Below are 21,625 nucleotides of genomic sequence, written 5' to 3'. Positions count from 1 at the left end.
TGTGTGCTCTCCTGGCGTAGCTAGGGCCGGTCAGCCCGGGAGCCGCACCGGCATCAACAGATAGACGTAGTCAGTGTTACCTGCGGGGTACGGCCCGGACGAATCGGCGTACCCATCGTCATCACCCGTTGGCCGCAACACAGCGGGCCTGCTGGGGGTGGTGAACCCGAAGGTCACCTTCTCCGAGTGCAGCGAGGCCAGTCCATCGGTGAGGTAGGTCGGGTTGAACGCGATGGTGAGAGGCTCACCGAAGAACTCGACCGGCAGATCCTCCTCGGCCCGTCCGACGTCGTCGGCGCCGGCGGAGAGCCGCAGGACATCGGAGTCGAACTCCATCCGCACCTGGGCGCCCCGATCGGCGACCAGTGCGACGCGTTTGATCGCCTCGGTGAGCTCGGCAACCGCGATGGTGGCCACCGCGGTGTGCTCGGAGGGCAGCAGCTGGCGGAACTTCGGGAACTCCGCGTCCAGCAGGCGACTGGTGGTCTGCTTTCCCGCGCTGCGAATGCCCAATAGGCCGTCCTGGCCGACGGAGGCTCCCGATCCCAGCGACAACTGGACATCAGATCCCGAGCTGCTGGCCTTGGCCGCCTCGGACAGGGTCTTGGCGGGTACCAGTACCGCGGCCTCGATATCAGCCGATGCGGTTGACCAGTTCAGTTCGCGAACTGCCAGGCGGAAGCGGTCGGTGGCGGCCATGACGACCTTCTCGCCGGAGATCTCGACGCGGATGCCGGTGAGCATCGGCAACGTGTCATCACGACCCGCGGCGACGGCGACCTGGCCGATGGCCTGGGCGAACAGATCCGAGGCCACCACCCCGGTCTCCTCGGGGAGCGCCGGCAGCGCCGGGTAGTCCTCGACGGCCATCGTGGGAAGCGAGAATCGTGCGCTTCCGCAGCTCAACGACACGCGCGTGCCCTCGACGGTGACATCGACCGGTTTGGCCGGGAGAGCCTTGGTGATATCAGACAACAACCGGCCAGAGACGAGAACGCTTCCCGGAGAAGCGATTTCGGCTGCAACCCGGACTTCGGCGGACACCTCGTAGTCGTAGCCGGAGATCGTGAGCCCGTCATCGGAGCCGGTCAACAGCACGCCGGAGAGAACGGGGACGGTTGGTCTGGTGGGCAGGATGCGTGCGACCCACGCCACTGCTTCGGCGAAGTCCTCGCGAACCAGGCGAACCTTCAGATCGGTGAGGCCGGCAGTCGTCGCCGCGTCCATAGCGTCCCTTCGAAGAAAAATCTCATACAACAAGCGCTAAGCAGCGGTTTTGCGACGCTTGCGCGATCAGCAGTGACGCTGCGGGTATGACGACCGTACCTGTCATCGAATAACAACCGTAGATCCTCGCGCCGCATCTTGAAAGCTAATCGATCGGAGTGAGCGCTCGTCACGTGAGCCGTGGTGGACGCCTCGGATCGATGTCTCCCCAAGCCCCTACTTTTAAAAGAGATCTATCTAGATATATGAGTAACAGTAATAGGGCCTGTGGAACCTGTGGATGGAGCTATCGGAGTGCAGGTCGACACCGGTCGGTGCTCGTGGGTGAGCTGTGGATGACACGCCGGACGAATTTCGGCGCATGTGTATGGGCTGCGTGTCGCGTCGGAACTGGTGAACTCGTGGATGGCGACTCCAAGGTTGTACACAGCTGTGTCCACGAGGTCTGTGTGTGACAGAGGATACGTCCGGGGCGGAAGTTTCTTTGAGATTTGTTCTGCCGATCTGCCCCCAGACGCCCCGACGAGACGAATTCCGGTGTGCGCGGGGCGGATCGGCGGCGCGGACGGGACGTGATTCTGTGGCGAATGGCGCGCGAATGGCGCGCGAAGACAGCGCAAAGTACGCGCGGAATTGAGGTGAGGGGACAGGTCAGCGCTTGGAGCGCTGCCGGATCCTGGTGGTGAGCTCGGTGACGTGATCGAAGATCTCACGTCGCTCGGCCATCTCACCGCGGATCTTCTTCTCGGCGTACATCACCGTGGTGTGATCCCGGCCGAAGGCCTGCCCGATCTTGGGCAGGGACAGGTCGGTGAGCTCGCGGCACAGATACATCGCAATCTGGCGTGACTGGGCCAGCGAGCGGGTCTTACCGGGCCCGCGAAGCTCCTCGACAGCGGTCTCGAAGTAATCCGCGGTGACGGCCATGATCGTGGCGGTACTGATCTGCATGGTGCTGGAGTCGGAGATGAGGTCACGCAGGACGATCTCCGCGAGCGACTTGCTGATCGGGGTCTTGTTGAGCGAGGCGAACGCGGTGACGCGAATAAGCGCGCCCTCGAGCTCGCGGATATTGCGTTCGATGCTGCTGGCGATCAGTTCCATGACATCGCCGGGCACGTCGAGGCGGTCCATCTGCGCCTTCTTGCGCAAGATGGCGATGCGAGTCTCGAGTTCAGGCGGCTGAACATCGGTGATCAGGCCCCACTCGAAGCGGGTCCGGAGACGGTCTTCCAGCGTCGCCAGCTGCTTCGGCGGCCGATCGGACGAGATGACGATCTGCTTGTTCGCGTTGTGCAGCGTGTTGAAGGTGTGGAAGAACTCCTCCTGGATGCCTTCCTTACCCTCAATGAACTGAATGTCGTCGACCAGCAGGACGTCGATATCGCGATAGCTGCGCTTGAACGACGCCTTGCGGTCGTCTCGGAGCGAGTTGATGAAGTCGTTGGTGAATTCCTCGGTGGACACGTACTTGACACGCATGCCGGGGAACAGCCGCTGGGCGTAGTTACCGGCGGCGTGCAGCAGGTGGGTCTTGCCGAGGCCGGACTCACCCCAGATGAAGAGCGGGTTGTAGGCCCGGGCCGGCGCCTCGGCGATGGCGAGGGTGGCCGCGTGGGCGAACCGGTTCGACGCGCCGATGACGAATGTCTCGAAGGTGTAGCGGCGGTTGAGGCTGACATCCGGCGTCTCGCCACTGGGCGGCCGGTTGGTGAAGTAACTCGGCCACGTGGCCTCGGCGCTGGCGAGCGCCTCCTGATCGTCATCGACTTCGTCGGGTTCGGGCAGGGGGGCGGGCACGCGATCGTCGTGTTGATCGGTCTCGGGGCCGGGGTCGGCGATCCGCACACCCAGTTCGACGCGCTGACCGAGACGCCGGCTGAGGCTGGTCACGATGTGCTCGCGGAGGTGTCGCTCGATCTCGTTCTGGACGAACGGCGTCGGAACCGACAACAGGGCAAATCCCTCGGTGATGACCAGGGGCTTGACCAATTTCAGCCACGCCCTTTGCTGGGGCGTGAGGGCAGGCAGTGCGCCAAAACCGTTGTCGGTGTCGCGGCCGGTGCCGCCTCCGTTGAGTTCGGTGACGACGTCATTCCAGATGGCGACGAAGGGAGGATCGGGGTCCGTCGTCAAAGACACGCACCTCCTCGAGGCCCGTCAGCGGAGACGGAAGAATATATCGAAACGAAAACTGTCCACATAGTTATCCACAGGCTGTGGATAGTGGACAGCCGTCATGGTGCTGATGTCTATTCATGGGGATGATCTGGTCCGGAGCTCGTCACAGTTGTCGACGTCTGTGGGCTCGCAGGTGATGACCATCCTCGGTTGTTGTCGATCGCCGTTAAGTCTGAACCGGCACTGCCAGAAGTTAACAGGTTTCAGGACGGGTGGCCAACCGTTCTGCAACATTTATTGGGGGTTCCTGTGCACGTCTTGGCCAGCGTGAAGCTGGGGTGAACAATGTGACGAATGTGGTGTCAGCCGGGTCCGGGTAGAGCGGTTTGACCTAGGGAAATCTCGTCAGTACCCTCGAACAGTCGCCCGAACGTGGCGACACGGCTGCGACCCGGAGTTTCGGGTTTACGCGCCGGGGCTCGCAAGCGGCTCGGATCATCACACTCACGTGATGGTGTGTGCCGCCACACGAACGAGGAGTAATAGCCGTGGCCAAGGGCAAGCGGACTTTCCAGCCCAACAACCGCCGTCGTGCGCGCGTGCACGGCTTCCGGCTCCGTATGCGGACCCGTGCGGGTCGCGCCATCGTGTCCGCGCGGCGCAGCAAGGGCCGTAGTTCTCTCACTGCGTGATTAGCCGCAGGGTCTAGCGCAGTGCTTCCGGCCCAGTACCGGATGACACGGTCGACGGATTTTGGGCTGACGGTCAACCGAGGCGTGCGGGCCGTCCAGCCCGACTTGGTCGTGCACTCTCTGCGTTCTGCTGTTGTCGACGAGGTCGGCGTCCCCGAGATGGCACCCAAGATCGGTCTGGTGGTGTCGAAGTCGGTGGGGAACGCCGTCGTGCGCCATCAGGTAGCCCGTCGGCTGCGTGGTGTGGCGCGTGGTGTCATCGAAGATCTCGAGCCCGGGGACCGTCTGGTCATCCGGGCATTGCCGGGCAGTCGCGATGCGCTCTCGGCCCGTCTGGATCAACAACTCCGAGCGGCACTGCGCAAGGCGCGGTCGGAGCCCGGGGTTCGTCGATGAACAGGTCGAGCAGGCGCTGGTCTCCGTCGAGGGGGCTGTCTCGCGCCGCGATCTACCTCATCGACATCTACCGGAACATGATCTCTCCGTTCCGTCCGCCGGCCTGTCGCTTCACCCCGACCTGTAGCCAGTACGCGGTCGACGCGCTGCGTGAACACGGGTTCGCCCGGGGAGCGTGGCTGGCGGTGGTGCGGCTCGCGAAGTGCGGGCCGTGGCATCGCGGAGGATGGGACCCGATACCAGAACCGCGGCACCACCACCATGCGGATGCGGCCGCGACGTTGAGGAGCGATTCACTTGTTTAACTGGGCGAGCCTGGACTACATCTACTATCCGGTCTCGGCGATCATGTGGGTCTGGTACAAGATCTTCGGCTTCCTTCTCGGGCCCTCGAATTTCTTCGCATGGGCGCTGTCGGTGATGTTCCTCGTCTTCACGTTGCGCGCGATCCTGTACAAGCCGTTCGTTCGCCAGATCGAGACCACGCGGCAGATGCAGGAGCTGCAACCTCAGATCAAGGCACTGCAGAAGAAGTACGGCAAGGACCGCCAGCGCATGGCGTTGGAGATGCAGAAGCTGCAGAAGGACCACGGCTTCAACCCCATCCTCGGCTGCCTTCCGATGCTCGCTCAGGTGCCGGTGTTCCTCGGCCTGTTCCATGTGCTGCGCTCGTTCAACCGGACGCAGGGCGGCTTCGGCCAGATCCAGCTGACGGTTGAGCAGAACCGGGCGACCGGCAACTACTTCTTCAACGCGACCGACGTCGGCCACTTCCTGGACGCGAACCTCTTCGGTGCACCGCTGGGCGCCACGATGATTCAGACGAGCGGCCTCGACGCGTTCCTCGAGTTCGATCGCGTGGCTGTCATCCTGGTCGGCCTGCCGCTGATGGTCCTCGCGGGTATCGCCACCTACTTCAACAGCCGGGCGTCAGTGGCACGGCAGAGTCCGGAAGCGGCCGCGAATCCGCAGACCGCGATGATGAACAAGCTGGCCCTGTACGTCTTCCCGCTGGGCGTCGTCGTTGGTGGACCGTTCCTGCCCCTGGCCGTGATCCTCTACTGGGTGGCCAACAACATCTGGACCTTCGGTCAGCAGCACTACGTGTTCGGCAAGATCGAGAAGCGCGAGGAGGCCGCGAAGCTCGAGGCGCAGGAGCGTCGCGCCGCCAACGCGCCGGCACCGGGCAAGAAGCCGAAGCGCTCGAATAAGCCGAGTCCCGGTGCCAAGCCAGTCGCCGGTGCCAAGCCCGCGGCCAAGCAATCGGACGTGGAGAAGGCATCGTCGGGGGAGTTGACGGAGTCCGCCGGGGAAGAGGTCGCGGCACTCGATGAGGCGACACCCGACGCGTCGAAGGGCACATCGGCCCAGCCACCGGCGAAGGGTTCGCGCCCAAGCGCAGCCAAGGCGACACCGCGCCGGAATACCAACGGTCCGCGTAAGCGGAAGTCTTGACCGGATCCGAAGGCGGGGATCACCCCGCCATTGCACCGGTGAACGAGGAAGGACGAACATGACAGACGCTGATACGACTGAGCGCGCCGCCGAAGCCGACGACGCGCCCAAGACCGAGGATCTCGAGGAGCGACTGGTCGCCGAGGGGGAGATCGCCGGAGACTATCTCGAGGAGCTCCTGGACCTCCTGGACTTCGATGGTGACATTGATCTGGATGTCGAGGGTGACCGCGCGATCGTCAGCATCGACGGTGGGGCAGACCTCAACAAGCTCGTCGGTCGCAAGGGCGAGGTTCTCGACGCGTTGCAGGAACTGACGCGGTTGGCGGTGCACCAGAAGACCGGTGAGCGCAGTCGCTTGATGTTGGACATCGCTCGGTGGCGTCGGCGTCGCCGCGATGAGTTGGCCGCACTCGGTGACCGCATTGCCCAGCGCGTGCTGGAGAGCGGCCAACGCGAAGAACTCGACCCAATGACACCGTTCGAGCGGAAGATCGTCCACGACGCCGTCGCGGCGGTGGATGGTGTTCGCAGTGAGAGCGAGGGCGCCGAGCCGTCTCGTCGGGTCGTCGTTCTACCGAGTTGACGGGTCTTACCCGGCTGACTTGATCAGCCCGCGCGGACCCTCGCGCAAGAGTTACACCGATGTAGTTCCCACGGCCCGGGGCGGAGGATTGTTTCACGTGAAACATGGCGAGGCGCCTCCTCCTCCGCCGCCGGAGGCCGTGCGCGTATTCGGTACGCGAATCTCAGAGGCGGAACGCTATGTCGGCATCCTCGCGGGTGCCGGCATTGAGCGTGGCCTCCTCGGACCGTCCGAAGTCGACAGGCTCTGGGGCAGGCACGTCCTCAATAGCGCCGCCGTTGCCGAACTCGTGTCGGACGGCGAGACGGTCGTCGACATCGGTAGTGGTGCCGGCCTACCGGGCATCCCGATGGCATTGGCCCGCCCCGGCGCACGCATCACCCTCGTGGAGCCGCTGTTGCGGCGCGCAGACTTTCTCTCCGAAGTGGTCGAGCAGCTCGGCCTCGACGTCGCGGTGATCCGCGGGCGTGCGGAGGACAAGACAGTTCTCAGTCAGGTATCGGAAGCCGACGTCGTGACGTCACGTGCCGTCGCGTCACTCGACAAGATCGCGAGATGGAGCTTGCCGCTCCTGCGCGTGGACGGTCGGATGTTGGCCATGAAGGGCGAACGCGCCCAGGAGGAAGTCGACGAACACCGGCGAGTCCTCGACTCATTAGGTGCTGTTGACGTGAGGGTGGTGAGATGTGGCGTGAACTATTTGACTCCACCCGCAACCGTGGTCGTGGCGCAGCGCGGCAAGCAGTCAAGGCGAGCCGGCCGCACATCGCGGCCGGGCAGGAGCAGCTCATGAAACCAGGAAAGCGCGGCGTCGTGCGCGGCGCCGCACGCCCACCGGCCGACAATGTTTCACGTGAAACATGGCTCTCGCCGGGGGATGGCCAGAGCGGAGATCCGATGACGGCCAGCGCGGGGGACACCCCGATCGGAGCCGAGGCGGAGCGTGCCGTCAGCCTCCTCCACAAGGTCAAGCGGCAGGGACTCCCTCGGCCCGAACGTCAGCGCGTCTTCACCATCGCCAATCAGAAGGGTGGCGTCGGAAAGACCACCACGGCGGTCAACATCGCCGCGGCTCTGGCACTGCAGGGACTCAAGACGCTTGTGATCGACCTCGACCCCCAGGGCAACGCGAGCACAGCGCTGGGCATCGAGCACCGGGAGGGCACCCCGTCGTCGTACGAGGTGTTGATCGGTGAGATCACGCTGGAGGAGGCGCTGCAGCGTAGCCCGCACAACGAACGCCTGTACTGCGTGCCCGCGACGATCGACCTGGCCGGCGCCGAGATCGAGTTGGTGAGCATGGTCGCGCGCGAGGGTCGGCTGCGAAACGCACTGGCCGGCCTCAAGGACTACGACTTCGACTACGTGTTCATCGACTGCCCGCCATCGCTCGGACTGTTGACGATCAACGCTCTGGTGGCAGCACCTGAGGTGTTGATCCCGATCCAGTGCGAGTACTACGCCCTCGAGGGGGTGGGCCAGCTGCTGCGCAATATCGAGATGGTGAAGGCGCATCTCAACCAGAGCCTCGAGGTCACCACCGTGATCCTGACGATGTACGACGGACGGACCAGGCTGGCTGACCAAGTCGCCGAGGACGTCAGGGCGCACTTCGGCGATAAGGTGTTGCGGACGGTGATCCCGCGCAGCGTCAAAGTGTCTGAGGCGCCGGGTTACGGAATGACGATCCTGGATTACGACCCGGGATCCCGGGGTGCGATGAGCTATCTCGACGCCAGCCGGGAACTCGCCGAACGTGGCACGACGAAGGGACAGCGATGATCACGGGGGTACGGCGATGACTCAGCCGCGCAAGAGAACCGGTCTCGGCCGCGGACTGGCCTCGTTGATTCCGACGGGTCCCGCCGACGGTAGCGGTGACGGTGACGGGTTCGGCCACCGGATGGGCGACGCCGCGGCCGATGTGGTCCTGGGCGGAGCTCCCGTGGCGGAGCCGTCCCCGGTGGGTGCCGTCTACCGTGAGATCGACCCCACAGCGATCGAACCGAACCCCCGGCAGCCGCGCACCGTCTTCGACGGTGAGGCGCTCGCCGAACTGGTGCACTCCATCCGTGAGTTCGGCCTCATGCAGCCCATCGTCGTGCGACCGGTGGAATCGGCACCGGGTGGACCGCGGTACCAGCTCGTCATGGGGGAGCGGAGGTGGCGTGCTGCGCAGGAGGCCGGCCTCACCACGATCCCCGCCATCGTCCGTGAGACCGCGGACGACAGCATGCTGCGCGACGCGCTGCTCGAGAATATCCATCGCGCTCAGCTGAACCCGTTGGAAGAGGCGGCGGCCTATCAGCAGCTGCTCGACGAGTTCGGTGTCACCCACGAGGAACTGGCGGCCCGGATCGGGCGGTCGCGTCCGGTGATCACGAACATGATCCGGTTGATGCGGCTTCCGGTGGCGGTACAGCGGCGGGTGGCGGCGGGTGTGTTGTCGGCGGGACACGCGCGGGCAGTGCTATCCCTCGAGGGGGGACCGGAGAAGCAGGAAGAGCTCGCGGCCCGGATCGTGGCGGAGGGGCTCTCGGTCCGCGCCACGGAGGAATACGTCACGCTGGCCAACCGCGAGCAGGAACCCACGCCGTCGGCGCCGCGTCGCAAGCCGATTCAGATGCCCGGCCTCCAGGACGTTGCTGAGAAGCTGTCCTCGGCGTTCGACACCCGCGTCACCGTGAGCCTCGGCAAACGGAAGGGCAAGATCGTGGTGGAGTTCGGCTCGGTCGACGACCTTCAGCGAATTGTGGACCTGATGAACGCTGCGAAGCCATGACCTACCACACGGCGTAATTACGTCACTGTGACACACGACCGGGTTGAGTCGGCGCTCACACACCTCGCAGGGAGGAAATACGTTGTCCGCCAGCAAGATTCGGTTCTCGACCGCATCGGAAGTGCGCTCGGAGGACCACGCGCGGCCGACGGCGTCGCTGTCTCCTATTCTGGATGGAAAGCCTTGCCCGTCTTCTGAAACTTGGGGGGTCTAGTGTCCGCCCGCATCACGCCGCTGCGGCTCGAAGCCTTCGAGCAGTTGCCCAAGCACGCGCGGCGGTGTGTCTTCTGGGAAGTCGACCCCTCAACTCTCGGAGGCGACGATCATCTCGCCGATCCCGAGTTCGAGAAGGAGGCGTGGCTGTCCATGGTCATGCTCGAGTGGGGGTCGTGTGGGCAGATGGCCCTGTCGTGCGAACCCGATGACGAGGGATTCGGCGGCCCCGTTGATGACGTCGAGGCACCCTGCCTTGGGTATGCGTTCTACGCGCCGCCCCGCGCGGTTCCCCGCGCCAGGCTGTTCCCGTCCGGACCGGTGAGCGCCGACGCGGTTCTGCTCACCTCGATGGGCGTCGAGGCGGGCGCCGACAGCGGCGGGCTGTCGGGTGGTCTCGTCACCGCGGTGGTGGGGGACCTGGTCCGCCGCGGCGTTCGCGCGCTGGAGGCGTTCGGCCGGACTGCCGAAGCCGCCGAGCTCGTCGATCCAGGAATGGTCACGCCGGAATTGCGACTCGCGGTCGAGGCGCTCGGAGACTGTTCGGCGGATCAGTGCATTCTCGATGCCGACTTCTTGACCGATGTCGGCTTCGTCGTCGTCTCACCGCACCAGTACTTCCCGCGGCTACGTCTCGAACTCGAGCAGGGACTGGGTTGGAAGGCCGACGTCGAGGCGGCACTGGAGAGGCTCTTCGAGAGTGCGCAACTCAGCCAACCGGTGGGCGCCGGCGCGGGGCCCTACCGCTGAGATCAGCCCTTGGCTGCTTGCTCGACCGACATCTCGTGCGCGAGAAGCTCTGCGAACGTGAAGGTTCCGGTCGGGCGATCGTTCTTGCCGAGAAGGTACAGCCGCTTCACGGCGGCGAGAATGCCCTCGGCGATGCTGTCGCGGGTCGCCGGCGATACCAGCAGGTCGAGATCATGCGGATTGCTCACGTAACCGATGTCGACCTGAACCGTGGGCATCCGGGTCAGGCGCAGCAGGTCCCACGTCCGGCCGTGGGTGCGGCAGTCACGTAATCCGGATCGTGCCACCACTTCTCGCTGAATGAAGTCGGCCAGATTGCGCCCGATCGTGGACACCGACCCGTGCGCATTACCGAAGTAGAAGGATGCGACACCGTTGGCGGCCGGCCCCTCCACCGCAGCGCACCGCAAGCTGATCATGAGGTCGGCACCGACGGTGTTGGCCGTCTCGGCGCGCTCGGGGTCGAGTGGACTGTGTCCGACCGGGCGGGACAGGAAGGTATCCATTCCGATGGCCGTCATCCGGCCCTCGAGTCGACTTGCCAAGTCCCACAGGATGTCTGCCTCGCTGATGGGGCCACCGGGCCCGTTCGCGATCAGTCCGGTGTCGCTGCCGCCGCGGCCCGGATCGATGATGACCCGCTTTCCCGACAGACGCGGGCCGGAGCGGCGGACCAGCTCCTCTTCGCGGATGGCATGCGGTGAGCCACCGGTGACCCGGGAGCCCAGAAAGTACAACGAGCGCAGTGTCTCTGGCCCGCAGATGCCGTCGGGGTACAGGCCGTACTCGCGCTGATAGGACATCAGGCTGTTGTGGGTCTGCAGACCGAAGTGCCCGTCGACAAGGTTGATGTAGAAGCCGAGATCCTGAAGTCGAGCCTGAAGTGTCGCAACGTCATCGCCGTACATCGGCGCGCCGAACTGGTGCGCCAGAGTGCGGGCACCGAGACGGTACGAGGCCTCTTTGAGCGCACGGTAGGTCGCCTCGCCGACGATGCCGTCGACGAGGAGGCCGCGATGCTGCTGAAATGCGCGCACGGCATGGTCCAGAACGTCGTCGAACACGTCGAGCGCGACATGCTTTCCGGTGGTCAGATCCGCATCGGGGCTGTCGACCAGCCCCAGCGCGCCGAGGGCCGCGCGGATCTCGGTGACCGCGCCTCCCCGGTCACCGCGGCGCAGACTCGACATACCAGGCCTTTCGGGTCACGGACGGCGTACACCCCGCCGACGAATTCAGACAGGCTAGACAGCATTGTCGCAGACCGTCGCGAAAATTCGGAAACCCAGAGGACGCCCGTGGTGCCGCGGACAGCGCGTCAGACCACGTCGGCGAGCTCGCGAAGCAGGGCAGCCTTGCCCTTTGCGCCGACGATCCGCTTCACCGCTTGCCCGTCCTTGAACAGGATCATGGTCGGGATCGACACCACCTGGAAGTCACGTGCCGTGGCGGGATTGGCGTCCACGTCGATCTTGGCCACCTTCAGCTCGCCGGCCTTCTCAGTGGCGATCTCCTCGAGCACCGGGGCGACCATCTTGCACGGGCCGCACCACGTCGCCCAGAAGTCCACCAATACCGGTGTGCTGCTGGACAGCACGTCTGCGGAGAACGAGTCGTCGGTGACTGCCACCGTTGCCTTGTTGTCGCCCATGTGAATGCTCCTGTCTAGTGGGGTTGGAAGTCGTGAAATCGGTTGCAGCTCACTCGTTGTCGGCAAGCCAGCGCTCGGTGTCGATGGCCGCCGAACAGCCACTGCCCGCAGCGGTGATCGCCTGACGGTAGGTGTGGTCGACGAGATCGCCTGCGGCGAAGACTCCGTCGATCGATGTCGCCGTGGTGCGGCCCGCAACCAACACGTAGCCCTCGTCGTCGAGATCGACCTGACCGCGGACGAGCTCGGAGCGAGGGTCGTGGCCGATGGCGACGAACACGCCGGTGACCGCCAGCTTGGACTCCTCATCGGTGACGAGGTTGCGCAGCCGCAGACCGGTCACCTTGGGGTCACCCTCGACCTCGGTCACCGCGGTGTTGGTCAGGAACGTGATCTTCTCGTTGGCCTGCGCGCGCTCCAACATGATCCTGGACGCGCGGAATTCGTCACGTCGGTGGATTAGTGTGACGCTGCGCGCAAACCGGGTGAGGAAGGTGGCCTCCTCCATCGCCGAGTCACCGCCGCCGATCACCGCGATGTCCTGGTCGCGGAAGAAGAAGCCATCGCACGTTGCACATGTGCTCACACCCGTACCGATGCGCTCTTCCTCGCCAGGTACGCCGAGGTGCCGCGCGGCCGCGCCCATCGCCAGGATCACCGATCGAGCCTGGAAGGTCTCGTCGCCGACCGTGACGGTCTTAATGGGGCCCTCCAGGGACACCTCTTCGACGTCCTCCATGCGCAGGTCGGCGCCAAAACGCTCGGCCTGCTTCCGCATCTCGCCCATCAGCTCGGGGCCGGTGATGCCCTCCTTGAAGCCCGGGTAGTTCTCCACCTCCGTGGTGGTCATCAGCGCACCGCCGAACGTGACACCCTCGAACACCAGCGGCTTCAGCTGTGCACGCGCGGCGTAGATGGCTGCCGTGTAACCGGCCGGTCCCGATCCGATGATGATCACGTCATGGATCGTGGAAGTGGAGGTCATATCCGTCCTTCTCGTCGTGGCCTTCTCATATTGGCCGCTCGCGGGCTTCACGCGTCGGCACGCGTATAACACCAGCGTAAGGGGCGGTGTTCCCCGACAGTGGGCGGCGTCGGTCAGGACGGGGTCGTGACGCGCACGAGGACGGTTTCGGCGATCACGCCGGGATCGGTGGCGTTGCAGGTCGGCGCCACGACCAGCGCGGTCATCGTGTCGTTTCCACCGCCCAGGATTAGCAGGATGGCGGGCCGGCCACCGGCGTCGACGTTGTCGGCGCCCAGCACCGCCGCTGAGCCACCGCGGCCCAGCGCGGACAGGCACGCGGCTCGCTGCGCGGGATCGCTCAGACCGCTGAGGTCGGCGGGCCGGTCGAGCATGGCGAGGAGTTCCGCTCGGGGGACGGGGAAGTCCACGGATGGCCGCGACACCGTGATGCGATCGGCGGTCGCACCCGCCGCTGGGGTCGGGGGCGCGGTGTCGCGGAGCGCCGTGACGCCGATGCCGACCGCGGCCAGGGCGGAGAGGCCTCCTATGACCAGGGCGACGGTGCGCGGGCTCGCCACCGATCGGCGGGCGGCGTGTGACGCCCTGCCCCCTGGCGGGGTGGCTGCCGCCAGGGCCGCGGACAGCCGTGCGGTGACGTCGGCCGGAGGGTCGGGAAGGTGCTCGGCGGTCATGGCGTCCGCGCCGAGGCGCGCGAGGTCGTGGCGTACGAGATCCAGTGCGGCCATGGTGTGGGCGGCGTCCGCAACCGGTTCCGCGTCCTCGTCCACGTCACTCCACGATCTCGGTTCAAGATTTCCGTCGAAACCGACGATAACCCCGCAGTTTAGGGAATTCGGCGCGGTGCTGGAGCGTTCAATGTATTACAGGCCCCGTTGGCGGGCCGCAGCGTGCGCTCAGGAAGGTCGTCATCGTGTTCACTGCAGGCCGGAGGCTGACGACGGTGGGATCAGCGGTGCTGATGGCCACAGGCGCGTTGGCCGCTGCGGCGAGTATTGCCGCCGCCCCTGGTACCGCGGTGGCCGCTCCTCGGTGCAGCATGTACATCGAACCGTTCAACCCGTTCCTCCAGACCTGCGGAATCCCGAACAATCCGCCCGTCGTGCGCGGCGCGTCACCGGGCGCGGGCGCGATCATCGCGTGCCGAGACATCCCGGGCTGCCTCTCGTATGTGGTCAACGGTGGACCCGGTTACGGCGGTATCGCGCGGCCGGACACCAGGGTTCGGCAGAGCCAGTAGATCGTCGCGCGCGAAATCGTCGCGCGAGAGGTAACCCAGCGACTCCGCGAGTTTGGCGCGGGCCCGTGCGCATCGGCTCTTGACCGTGCCGACGGGGACGCCGAGTAGGCGTGCCGTCTCGGCGACGGAGTACCCGTGCATGTCGACGGCCACCACCGCGGCACGCTGGTCGACCGGTAGTCGCAGCAGTGCTCGCTCCACCACCAGGGCGGTCTCCACCCGCGACGTCGGATCACCCGCCGGGTGCGTGTCGTCGAGCAACGGGATGGTCAGATGAGACTTGTTGCGGCGCAACCGGTCCAGGCACGCGTTGACGACGATGCGGTACAGCCAGCTGCTCACCGATGCGTCATGCCGGAAGCCGGGGGCCGTGCGGTGCGCGGAGAGCAGGGCGTCCTGAAGTGAATCCGCGGCGTCCTCGGGACTGCGACTGGTCAGCATCGCCACTCGGTAGAGCTGACGGTGGTAGCGGTGGAACAGTGCCTTGAACGCGTGGGGGTCACCCGCGACGTGGGCCGCGAGCAACTCCGCATCGGACCGACTCCCGCCGGTGACGTCCCCCAAGCTGCCCACAGTCAAACCCTAGGCAACCTCGGGCACCGGTCATGACACCATTTGTGCACAACAGTTGACAGGTCCCCTGACCTGCGACGATCTCGACAACACCCTGGGGATGGCCGAGTGCGACTGGGCTCAGGACGTGGCTTTGAGGGTGATGTCGGACAGCGCGCTCTCGCTTCTGCCGTCCACCGTCCCCAGCTTGGTGATCCACACCAGCACATAGGTTGTGGGGCTCGCACCGTCGATGGTGATGGTGTTCGACCCCGTCTTCATCGGGGTCGGCGACGACAACGCCGTGGTGTCGTCCAACGACGACGGGGTGGCGATATCCGATGAGCGGATCTGGATCGACGTGCCCGTGCTGTTGAGGGTTATCGACACCGAGGCCAGCGTGGTCGGCTGGGGCAACTGCAGCATCAGCCCCACGCCATTCTTGAAGGACGGAAACGGGTCGGAATCGCTGTAGGTGTCCGTCGTCCACGCCGTGGCCGGGTTCCCGTCGATGGCCTGAGCCGCCTGTGCGGGGTTGTCCGCCTCACCGCCAGGTGAGAACACCACCGCGCGAACGGGTTTCACGATACCCGTGTCCGCGGTGGTGTTGGACTCGGAGCTGGGAGCGTTGAGTCCGAGTTCCTGACGGTCCAGCGGTCCGCCGACGTCGCCGAACAACCCTCGCAGGCCTATCGCCAGCGCGGCCAGGGCGACGATCAGGATCACCGCGCCCACGCTGATCCCGATTATCAGGGCCTTGCGGCGGCGAATCCCCGACGCGGGGTCATCCGCATCGCTGGGGTTCGTCCGCGGACCCCCCGGGCCAGGGTCGTCGACGGGGGTGATGAGCTCGGTCCTGTCGGCGACGGCCGTCGCCTGCTGCAGCAGATTGAGCAGGGTGCCCGCGGTCCGGATGCCGCCGTTCTCCTGGGTGGCCCGAGCTGCGGCGGCCGAGATCTGGAACGGGATGTCACGGTCCACGACGCGCGGCTCGACGGGCATGCCCGTCGCGTCGACGTCGGCGGGAGCCAGGTTGCTGCGCACCCCGGATTCGGGGAGCGGCCACCGGTTGACCAGCAGTGCGTACAGGGCTGCGCCGATGCCGCGGATGTCGTCCTCGGGTGACGCATCGGGCAGGCTCGCGGGGAAGGCCAGCGCCACGTCACCGTCGATGCTCACCCGAACCCGGCCGGGATGGTCGATGGACAGCGAGACGCCCGCACGATGTGCCGCCTCGGCGGCCGCGGCCAAGGACTGGATGGCGCGGGCGCCGCCGATGGCCGACGGCGCCGTCTCGGCGACCTCTGCCAGCGATCCGCCGCGAATCCACTCCGCCACGACCAGACCGCCCGAACCGGTTCGCGCCACGTCGAGCACCCGGGCGACGCCGGGCATCTCGAGGTTGCTCAGCTTCATCGTCGCGGTCAGGATGCCCTGGAGCTCGTCATCGGGCAGCTCGGCGTCGGGATCGACGAACGTCAGCGCGACCTGCCGGTCCAACGCCGTGTCCAGGGCGTGCCAGAACTGAAGGTGCGGCGGGCCGCCGTGGAAGACAAGAAGGCGATAGCGACCACCGGCGATGGTGGCACCGGGGATGAGGTGCACCTCGTCGTCGGTGGCGGCCTCAATGGGGGGCTCGTTGAGCATCCCGAAGGACAACGCCTCGCGGGTGGGATCGCCGCCGTAGTCGGCAGGCGGTCGGCCCGATGCCGCGAAGGCCGCCCCGGTTGAGACGTCGGGTTCGAAGTCGTCGGCTGTGGGACGCGGAATCCGGGTCGTGGCGCCGCCGTCGGGGGCAGGCGTCGAGCCGCCCGTGGAGTCGTCAGTCACTGGTGGACCTCCCTCCCGCAGCCTGCCTCCGGCTACGTCTGCCGGAGGTCCGCCCCGTGGCACCGGCCAATTTTGACGCGGCGGTAATGGGTGCGGATTCCTGGGCTCAGGGTACGTGACCGGGGGGCCTGAATGCGGTCGGACGGGCGGTCCGGCGGGCGCCACCGCGACGGGGGCCGGCTCGCCACCCCGTCCCAGCCGTCGGCGGACCAGTGCCAGCACCGACTGCGCCTCGGGGACCTTTGCGAGGTGCAGCACCGCGGCGATGATCGGCAGCATGATGATCCCGAGGATCAGCAGCCGCAGCATCGACCCGGCACCGCCACCCTGGGCGGTCAGTTTCTCCAGTCCCAGCAACTGATCGACGACGTGGGCGATGAGTCCGGCACCCATCGATGCCGCGATGGTCACCAGGATCGTCCGGATCACCGGCAGGCCGATCATCCGACCGCCGGGCGGTTTGAGGTTGGCGCGCAGGACGAAGTGCCCGACGATCGCGCCCGCCAGGAAGCCCAGTCCGTTGGCGAGGCCGAGGTAACCGGCGACCAGGTCAGGGTCGTCGGTGAGGTGCGGCGCCGCCAGCGAGCCGAGCACCTTGATCGCCGTGATGACCACGATCAGTGCGATCGGCGTCCACGGCTGCTGCCGGGCGTAGAACACCCGCAACTGCAGGAGCACCATTGAGTACGGGATTAATGTGAACGCGGACAACGAGATCGCCATGCCGAGATAGCCGGCGTCGACCTCGCCGAAGTTGCCGTAGGCGAACAGTGCGGTGCCGATCGCCGGCCCGCCCACAGTCATGAACGCGACGATCGGGATCAGGGTCACCATCGTCAGTCGGGTCGCCAGGGACAGGTCGGCCAGCACGGCGGGGATATCGTCGGCGGCGGCGTTGCGCGATAGCCGCGGCATGACGACCGTCAGCACCGTCACGCCGATCATGCCGAACGGCAGCATCAGCACGAGCCAGGTGTAGTTGTAGATCGCGGGCCCGGAAGCCGCGGAGCTACTGGCGATCTGGTTCCCGACGATCAGGCCCACCTGGCTGATCAGGACGTAGAGAACCATCGCGGCGGCCATCGTGCCGAACTGCTTGAGTCGCTCGTCGACGCCCCACAGCGGGCGCAGGCTGACCCGTTCCCGCCGGATCGCGACCAGCAGCACCGCGGTCTGCGCGAACACGCCGAGCGTGGTGCCGATGCCGAGCACCAGCAGCTTGGCGTTGCCCATCTCCACCGGATCCAGCGAGAGTTCGCCGGGCACGAGCACATACAGCCCCAGCGTCGCGATGGCGACCACGTTGTTGACCACGGGAGCCCACGCGGGAGGGCCGAACACGTTGCGGGTGTTCAGGATTGCCATGAACACCGACGAGAGCCCGTAGAAGATCACCTGGGGCAGAAGGAGATACGCGAACGCTGTGGTGAGCGAGCGGTTCACCAGCGGGTCGTCGCCGAGCATGAGCCTGACCAGCACCGGTGCCAGGGCCACCGACAGCACGGTCGCGAACAACAGCAGCGCGGTGGCCAGCGTGACGAGCCTGCGCACGAATGCGGTTCCGCCGTCGGGGTCGTCGCGTTCGGCACGGGCCAGCACCGGTACGAAGATCGCCGTGAACGTCGCCTCGAGCACGAGGGCGGCGATGAGGTTCGGCAGCTGGTTGGCGACTGAGAAGGCACTGGACAGGGCCGCGCCGAGGATTGCGGCCAACAGCACGATCCGGATGAATCCGGTGATGCGGCTGATCAGCGTCGCGAACGCCATGCCCCACGACCGCGATACGACTGCGGCGTCGGACAGTTCCTTGCGGACGGGCTGTGCTGCGATCTGACCGGCGCGGCGTCGTGGCGCGGGACCGCGCGGAATCCGTTGGCGCGGTGGCGCGGGCACCGGTCGCCTCGGTGTGCTCACGTCTTGTCGTCCGGCGCGTGAGCGATCGCGACGTCGAGGGGGTCGGGATGCTCGGGTGCGGTCCTGCCGGGCGGTCGGTCGAGGTCGGCACGGTCGGGTTGGCCGCGGAACCGGTGCCACAACCGTCGGCCGGCGAGCAGGAACAGCACGGCACCCGCCGACAGCGTGATGAAGAACAGCACCTTGCCGTAGGCGTTCGAGTGGACCGACAGCCGGACCGGCTCGCCCAGCGGCAGCCCGTCAGCGGTGTGCAGCGACACGTCCACCGCCACACGCTGGGTGAAGTGCACCTCGATGGGCACCCGCAAGGGCAGATAACCCGGCGGCAGCTCGATCTCGCCCATATCGGTCACGGTCATACCGGGTGGCGCGTTGACGTCGAGCCGCACCCGGATCGGCACGGGAAGGTCATTGCGCAATGCCATCGGCAGCGGACTGCGCTCGGTCGCCAACGTGTAGGACCCACCGGGGTTGACGATGGTGACGGCGTTGAAGAGGTCGTTGACGGTCGCCGCGGCCCGCGTCGCCCGCTGCTCGGCCAGGCCATTGCGTGCGGCGGCCGGCACGGACTGACTCAGGGCGCGCAGCATGTCCTCGCGCAGGGGAGCGGTGTACTGCGTGCCGGTCAGACCTGTTCTCTCGTCGGTCGTCAGCGCCGCTGTCAGGCCCCACAGCCTGCCGGTGGCGCCCGCGATCTGTGCGATGACGCCGTCGCTGAACCGTGCCCGAGGGTTGGTCACCGAGTCGTCGGGCAGCGCCTCGTCGACCGCCGGGCTGACGGCACTGCTCTCGGCGATGACGGCCGTCAGAGGCCGCGGCACGCTGAGCCCTGCGTGGATCGAGGTGGCCAGTGTCGAGAGCACCGCGGTGGCGTCGTCGGGGCCGAGGTTCCACACCAGCGGCGGCATCAGGACTTCGGTGCGCGGCTCGGTGTCGGGTCGCAGTCCGCGCCACAGCATCGCCCCGAGCGCATCCTGGCGGCGTGCCACCGGGGAGTCCTGCTGTACCGGGACCTCAAGGGAGGCACTCAGATACGACGGTGATGACGGGGTGTCGCCCGCACCGGCGAGCGCGGCGCCCACCGACGGGTCGAACGGTGCAGCCACCACCGCGGGGGTATAGCGCCGAGGCGCCAGGTTCGCGGCAGGCGGGTCGCTGTTCGCCGAGTCCTGCGCTGTCGACTCGGCGGCGGCGATCGCCACAGTCGGGCCGCGCTCGGACAGCAATCGCACCGCCGGGCCCGTCAGCGGCCCGTCGGCCACGAGGGTGGCGCCGCGCACGGACTGGATGCCCAGGATCTGGTCGACGACCGTTGCGGCGTCGAGGGTGGCGATGGACGACAGGCCGGGATCGGCGACGCGTTGCAGGGCCGTGAGGTCGGCCTGCGCGTACACCGAGGACACCACGCACATGCGCTGCGCGAGCGCCCGCAGCCTGGCCAGCCAGCCGATCGCGGCGTCCTGGCCCGTGCCCGGTCGGCTGGGGCCGGTGATGCCAGCCTCGGGGGAGTCCACGACGACGTAGCCGGCCGTCATCGCGTTCACGGTGACCAGCAGGTCGGGGTCCACCGCCAGACACAGCGCGCTGCGGATCTCACCGGTGGGATCGACGGGTGCACTGGTGGCGAAGTCCGCCGCCGACAGCAGGACATCGAGGCGGCCGCCGGGGGCGAGCGACGTCGCGAGCTCGTCGTCGAGGAGGCGGACCGGCACCGTTCCGCCTGGCGCACCGGGAGCCAGGCGTGGCTTGTCCGCCAGTGGCCACAGCATCGTCACGCCGACGGGCCGGGAGGTGTCGGGTGGGACCACCGAGGACACGGGGTTGGCCGATTCCGATGACGACGGCACGCCGAGCACCGGCAGGAGGAAACGGGCGTCGTCGAGGCGGGCCGGTGCGCCGTAGTCGGGGGTGCCGTTGACGTTGACGAGCACCGGGTACACACCGGGCTCCTGGACCTGCAGCGACGGGCTGTCGTCGGAACGGATCGGATAGGTCAGCGTGAACGGGACGCTCTGGTTCTCGTCGAGTTCGGGTGCCACGGTGATGAAGTCGGCCACGGGCCGGTACTGCTGACCGTCGCCGACGAGGTTGGTGCGCAGACCGTTCGACGTCGTTACGGCGGCGGCCTGCTCGAGGCGGACCACGACATCGCGCACGGGGCGGTCACCAACATTGGCGACGGTGCCCGAGACCGTCACCAGAGGTTCACTGGTGGTGCTGACGATATCGGGCGTCACCTCGTCGATGCGCAGCTTGAGGAACTGGTTGATACCGGGTTCGCCGGCCTGCGCGCGCGGCAGGACCGACAGTGCGGCGACGGGTGCGGCTATGAGGCTCAGGAGTACGACGGCGGCCAGCAAGCGCAGAAGGACAATCCCAGCGGCCGACGGGGCCGCCCGAAAACTCATGGTCCCTGGCCGCAGCCGTTCGCCCGCCGGCCAGGTTGGGGTTGAGTGGACTCGTCGGGGCGACGGTTGCGGGTGTGGGAGTGCGTTTGCGCCCGCCGCCGCGGAGAACTCCGCGGCAGGGGCGGCAGCGCGCCCGGTCCGTCGGTGTGAAGTGTGTCGATCAGGTCGCCCGCGACCTGCGCGAGGCGGCGCTCGTCGGCGTAGGCCAGCCGCGACGGAAGTTCCCGAAGCGGCACCCAGGCCACCTCGCTGACCTCGACGTCGTCATCGCAGAGCTCCCCGCCGAGGAACCGCATGAGGTAGTGGTGGACGGTCTTGTGCACGCGGCGACCCTCGGTGACGAACCAGTAGTCGATGCTGCCGAGCGCGGCGAGCACGCTGCCCTCGATGCCGGTTTCCTCGGCGACCTCGCGGATCGCGGTCTGCTCGGCGGTCTCACCCAGCTCGATGTGGCCCTTGGGCAGCGACCACAGCATGCGACCGCGGCGGTCGAGGCGGCCGATGAGCGCGGCGACCTGACGGTCCTTGGGGCCGTCGATACCGTCGATGACCAGGCCGCCCGCTGATGTCTCGTGCACGGTGCGGAGTCGGTCCGCTGGGCGACGTGTGGGGCCGGGTTTGTGGGAGTTGGCCGACGGGGCCGGGCGGGGTGTCTCGACGGGGGCGCTGGCGTCGGCATCGGTGGGTTGGGTCATGGGCTGCGTGGTGGACTTGGCGCCTGATTTGCCGCCGGCCTCGGGCGGGCCGGCCGAGCGTCGGCCGCGGCGCCTTCCGCGGCGCCGTCGTGGTTTGGCCTGTTCGCCCTCCGACACCCAAGCGATAG

At 66.9% G+C, this 21,625-nt stretch carries 18 protein-coding genes and 1 pseudogene; 9 read left to right on the top strand and 10 right to left on the bottom strand.

The features are described 5' to 3' along the window. Window positions 1–30: 30 nt before the first annotated feature. Complete coding sequence (gene dnaN, locus ACZY0X_RS27060; protein WP_463774805.1) at window positions 31–1,227, bottom strand: DNA polymerase III subunit beta; 1,197 nt, start codon at window positions 1,225–1,227, stop codon at window positions 31–33. A gap of 651 nt (window positions 1,228–1,878) precedes the next feature. After that, entirely contained in the window at window positions 1,879–3,363 is a 1,485-nt protein-coding gene (gene dnaA, locus ACZY0X_RS27055; RefSeq protein WP_463774861.1) for a chromosomal replication initiator protein DnaA, read from the bottom strand. Between the two features lie 533 nt (window positions 3,364–3,896). Between dnaA and rpmH the strand changes: the two genes are divergently transcribed. From rpmH to ACZY0X_RS27010, 9 genes are all read left to right on the top strand, one after another. After that, window positions 3,897–4,040: a 50S ribosomal protein L34 gene (rpmH, locus tag ACZY0X_RS27050; protein WP_463774804.1), complete on the top strand. Its 144-nt coding sequence runs from the start codon at window positions 3,897–3,899 to the stop codon at window positions 4,038–4,040. A gap of 21 nt (window positions 4,041–4,061) precedes the next feature. Next, window positions 4,062–4,436: a ribonuclease P protein component gene (gene rnpA, locus ACZY0X_RS27045; protein WP_463774803.1), complete on the top strand. Its 375-nt coding sequence runs from the start codon at window positions 4,062–4,064 to the stop codon at window positions 4,434–4,436. Next, window positions 4,433–4,741, top strand: coding sequence for a membrane protein insertion efficiency factor YidD (gene yidD / locus ACZY0X_RS27040; RefSeq protein WP_463774801.1), 309 nt, complete (start codon window positions 4,433–4,435; stop codon window positions 4,739–4,741). The genes rnpA and yidD overlap by 4 nt, the downstream gene beginning before the upstream one ends. Before the next feature lie 43 nt (window positions 4,742–4,784). Further along, window positions 4,785–5,891, top strand: a complete 1,107-nt coding sequence (yidC, locus tag ACZY0X_RS27035) for a membrane protein insertase YidC (RefSeq protein ID WP_463774860.1) — start codon at window positions 4,785–4,787, stop codon at window positions 5,889–5,891. Between the two features lie 58 nt (window positions 5,892–5,949). Then, a complete protein-coding gene (locus ACZY0X_RS27030) occupies window positions 5,950–6,477 on the top strand; it encodes a Jag family protein (protein WP_463774800.1) in 528 nt (175 codons plus the stop codon). An 88-nt stretch (window positions 6,478–6,565) separates the two neighbouring features. After that, window positions 6,566–7,270, top strand: a complete 705-nt coding sequence (gene rsmG, locus ACZY0X_RS27025; protein ID WP_463774798.1) for a 16S rRNA (guanine(527)-N(7))-methyltransferase RsmG — start codon at window positions 6,566–6,568, stop codon at window positions 7,268–7,270. Further along, window positions 7,267–8,259, top strand: coding sequence for a ParA family protein (locus ACZY0X_RS27020; protein WP_463774797.1), 993 nt, complete (start codon window positions 7,267–7,269; stop codon window positions 8,257–8,259). Before rsmG ends, ACZY0X_RS27020 begins: the two co-directional genes overlap by 4 nt. Before the next feature lie 16 nt (window positions 8,260–8,275). Further along, entirely contained in the window at window positions 8,276–9,259 is a 984-nt protein-coding gene (locus tag ACZY0X_RS27015; RefSeq protein WP_463774795.1) for a ParB/RepB/Spo0J family partition protein, read from the top strand. A 213-nt stretch (window positions 9,260–9,472) separates the two neighbouring features. Next, window positions 9,473–10,222, top strand: coding sequence for an acetyltransferase (locus ACZY0X_RS27010; protein ID WP_463774794.1), 750 nt, complete (start codon window positions 9,473–9,475; stop codon window positions 10,220–10,222). Between the two features lie 2 nt (window positions 10,223–10,224). Here ACZY0X_RS27010 and ACZY0X_RS27005 read toward each other — a convergent pair whose 3' ends face one another. The 8 genes and pseudogenes from ACZY0X_RS27005 to ACZY0X_RS26970 form a co-directional block, all read right to left on the bottom strand. Next, the gene (locus ACZY0X_RS27005) at window positions 10,225–11,412 is read right to left on the bottom strand and encodes an N-acetylmuramoyl-L-alanine amidase (RefSeq protein WP_463774793.1); all 1,188 of its coding nucleotides are present in this window, start codon (window positions 11,410–11,412) and stop codon (window positions 10,225–10,227) included. A gap of 128 nt (window positions 11,413–11,540) precedes the next feature. Continuing rightward, window positions 11,541–11,873 (bottom strand): thioredoxin, encoded by a 333-nt coding sequence (gene trxA / locus ACZY0X_RS27000; RefSeq protein ID WP_241402268.1) that lies wholly within the window; start codon window positions 11,871–11,873, stop codon window positions 11,541–11,543. A gap of 49 nt (window positions 11,874–11,922) precedes the next feature. Beyond that, window positions 11,923–12,858 (bottom strand): thioredoxin-disulfide reductase, encoded by a 936-nt coding sequence (gene trxB, locus ACZY0X_RS26995; protein WP_463774792.1) that lies wholly within the window; start codon window positions 12,856–12,858, stop codon window positions 11,923–11,925. A 113-nt stretch (window positions 12,859–12,971) separates the two neighbouring features. Further along, the gene (locus tag ACZY0X_RS26990) at window positions 12,972–13,628 is read right to left on the bottom strand and encodes a hypothetical protein (RefSeq protein WP_463774791.1); all 657 of its coding nucleotides are present in this window, start codon (window positions 13,626–13,628) and stop codon (window positions 12,972–12,974) included. A 491-nt stretch (window positions 13,629–14,119) separates the two neighbouring features. Further along, a pseudogene (gene sigM, locus ACZY0X_RS26985) lies at window positions 14,120–14,671 on the bottom strand (RNA polymerase sigma factor SigM); the annotation flags it as partial. A 120-nt stretch (window positions 14,672–14,791) separates the two neighbouring features. After that, window positions 14,792–18,394 (bottom strand): murein biosynthesis integral membrane protein MurJ, encoded by a 3,603-nt coding sequence (gene murJ / locus ACZY0X_RS26980; protein WP_463774789.1) that lies wholly within the window; start codon window positions 18,392–18,394, stop codon window positions 14,792–14,794. After that, window positions 18,391–20,802, bottom strand: a complete 2,412-nt coding sequence (locus ACZY0X_RS26975; protein WP_463774788.1) for a DUF6049 family protein — start codon at window positions 20,800–20,802, stop codon at window positions 18,391–18,393. The genes murJ and ACZY0X_RS26975 overlap by 4 nt, the downstream gene beginning before the upstream one ends. Beyond that, window positions 20,799–21,614 (bottom strand): NUDIX hydrolase, encoded by an 816-nt coding sequence (locus ACZY0X_RS26970; RefSeq protein WP_463774787.1) that lies wholly within the window; start codon window positions 21,612–21,614, stop codon window positions 20,799–20,801. The genes ACZY0X_RS26975 and ACZY0X_RS26970 overlap by 4 nt, the downstream gene beginning before the upstream one ends. Between the last annotated feature and the right edge of the window lie 11 nt (window positions 21,615–21,625).

It is taken from the genome of Mycobacterium sp. IDUB_39, from assembly GCF_055419205.1.
Note: the sequence above shows the minus strand (reverse complement) of the source record. Positions and strands in the feature narration are given on the sequence as shown.

Excerpts from the sequence above, each read along its gene's own strand:
- ACZY0X_RS27005 (WP_463774793.1), bottom strand. The coding sequence starts at position 11,412 with ATGTCGAGTCTGCGCCGCGGTGACCGGGGAGGCGCGGTCACCGAGATC.
- ACZY0X_RS27030 (WP_463774800.1), top strand. The coding sequence starts at position 5,950 with ATGACAGACGCTGATACGACTGAGCGCGCCGCCGAAGCCGACGACGCG.
- yidC (WP_463774860.1), top strand. The coding sequence starts at position 4,785 with ATGTGGGTCTGGTACAAGATCTTCGGCTTCCTTCTCGGGCCCTCGAAT.
- dnaN (WP_463774805.1), bottom strand. The coding sequence starts at position 1,227 with ATGGACGCGGCGACGACTGCCGGCCTCACCGATCTGAAGGTTCGCCTG.
- trxB (WP_463774792.1), bottom strand. The coding sequence starts at position 12,858 with ATGACCTCCACTTCCACGATCCATGACGTGATCATCATCGGATCGGGA.
- ACZY0X_RS26975 (WP_463774788.1), bottom strand. The coding sequence starts at position 20,802 with ATGAGTTTTCGGGCGGCCCCGTCGGCCGCTGGGATTGTCCTTCTGCGC.
- ACZY0X_RS27020 (WP_463774797.1), top strand. The coding sequence starts at position 7,267 with ATGAAACCAGGAAAGCGCGGCGTCGTGCGCGGCGCCGCACGCCCACCG.
- ACZY0X_RS27015 (WP_463774795.1), top strand. The coding sequence starts at position 8,276 with ATGACTCAGCCGCGCAAGAGAACCGGTCTCGGCCGCGGACTGGCCTCG.
- yidD (WP_463774801.1), top strand. The coding sequence starts at position 4,433 with ATGAACAGGTCGAGCAGGCGCTGGTCTCCGTCGAGGGGGCTGTCTCGC.
- trxA (WP_241402268.1), bottom strand. The coding sequence starts at position 11,873 with ATGGGCGACAACAAGGCAACGGTGGCAGTCACCGACGACTCGTTCTCC.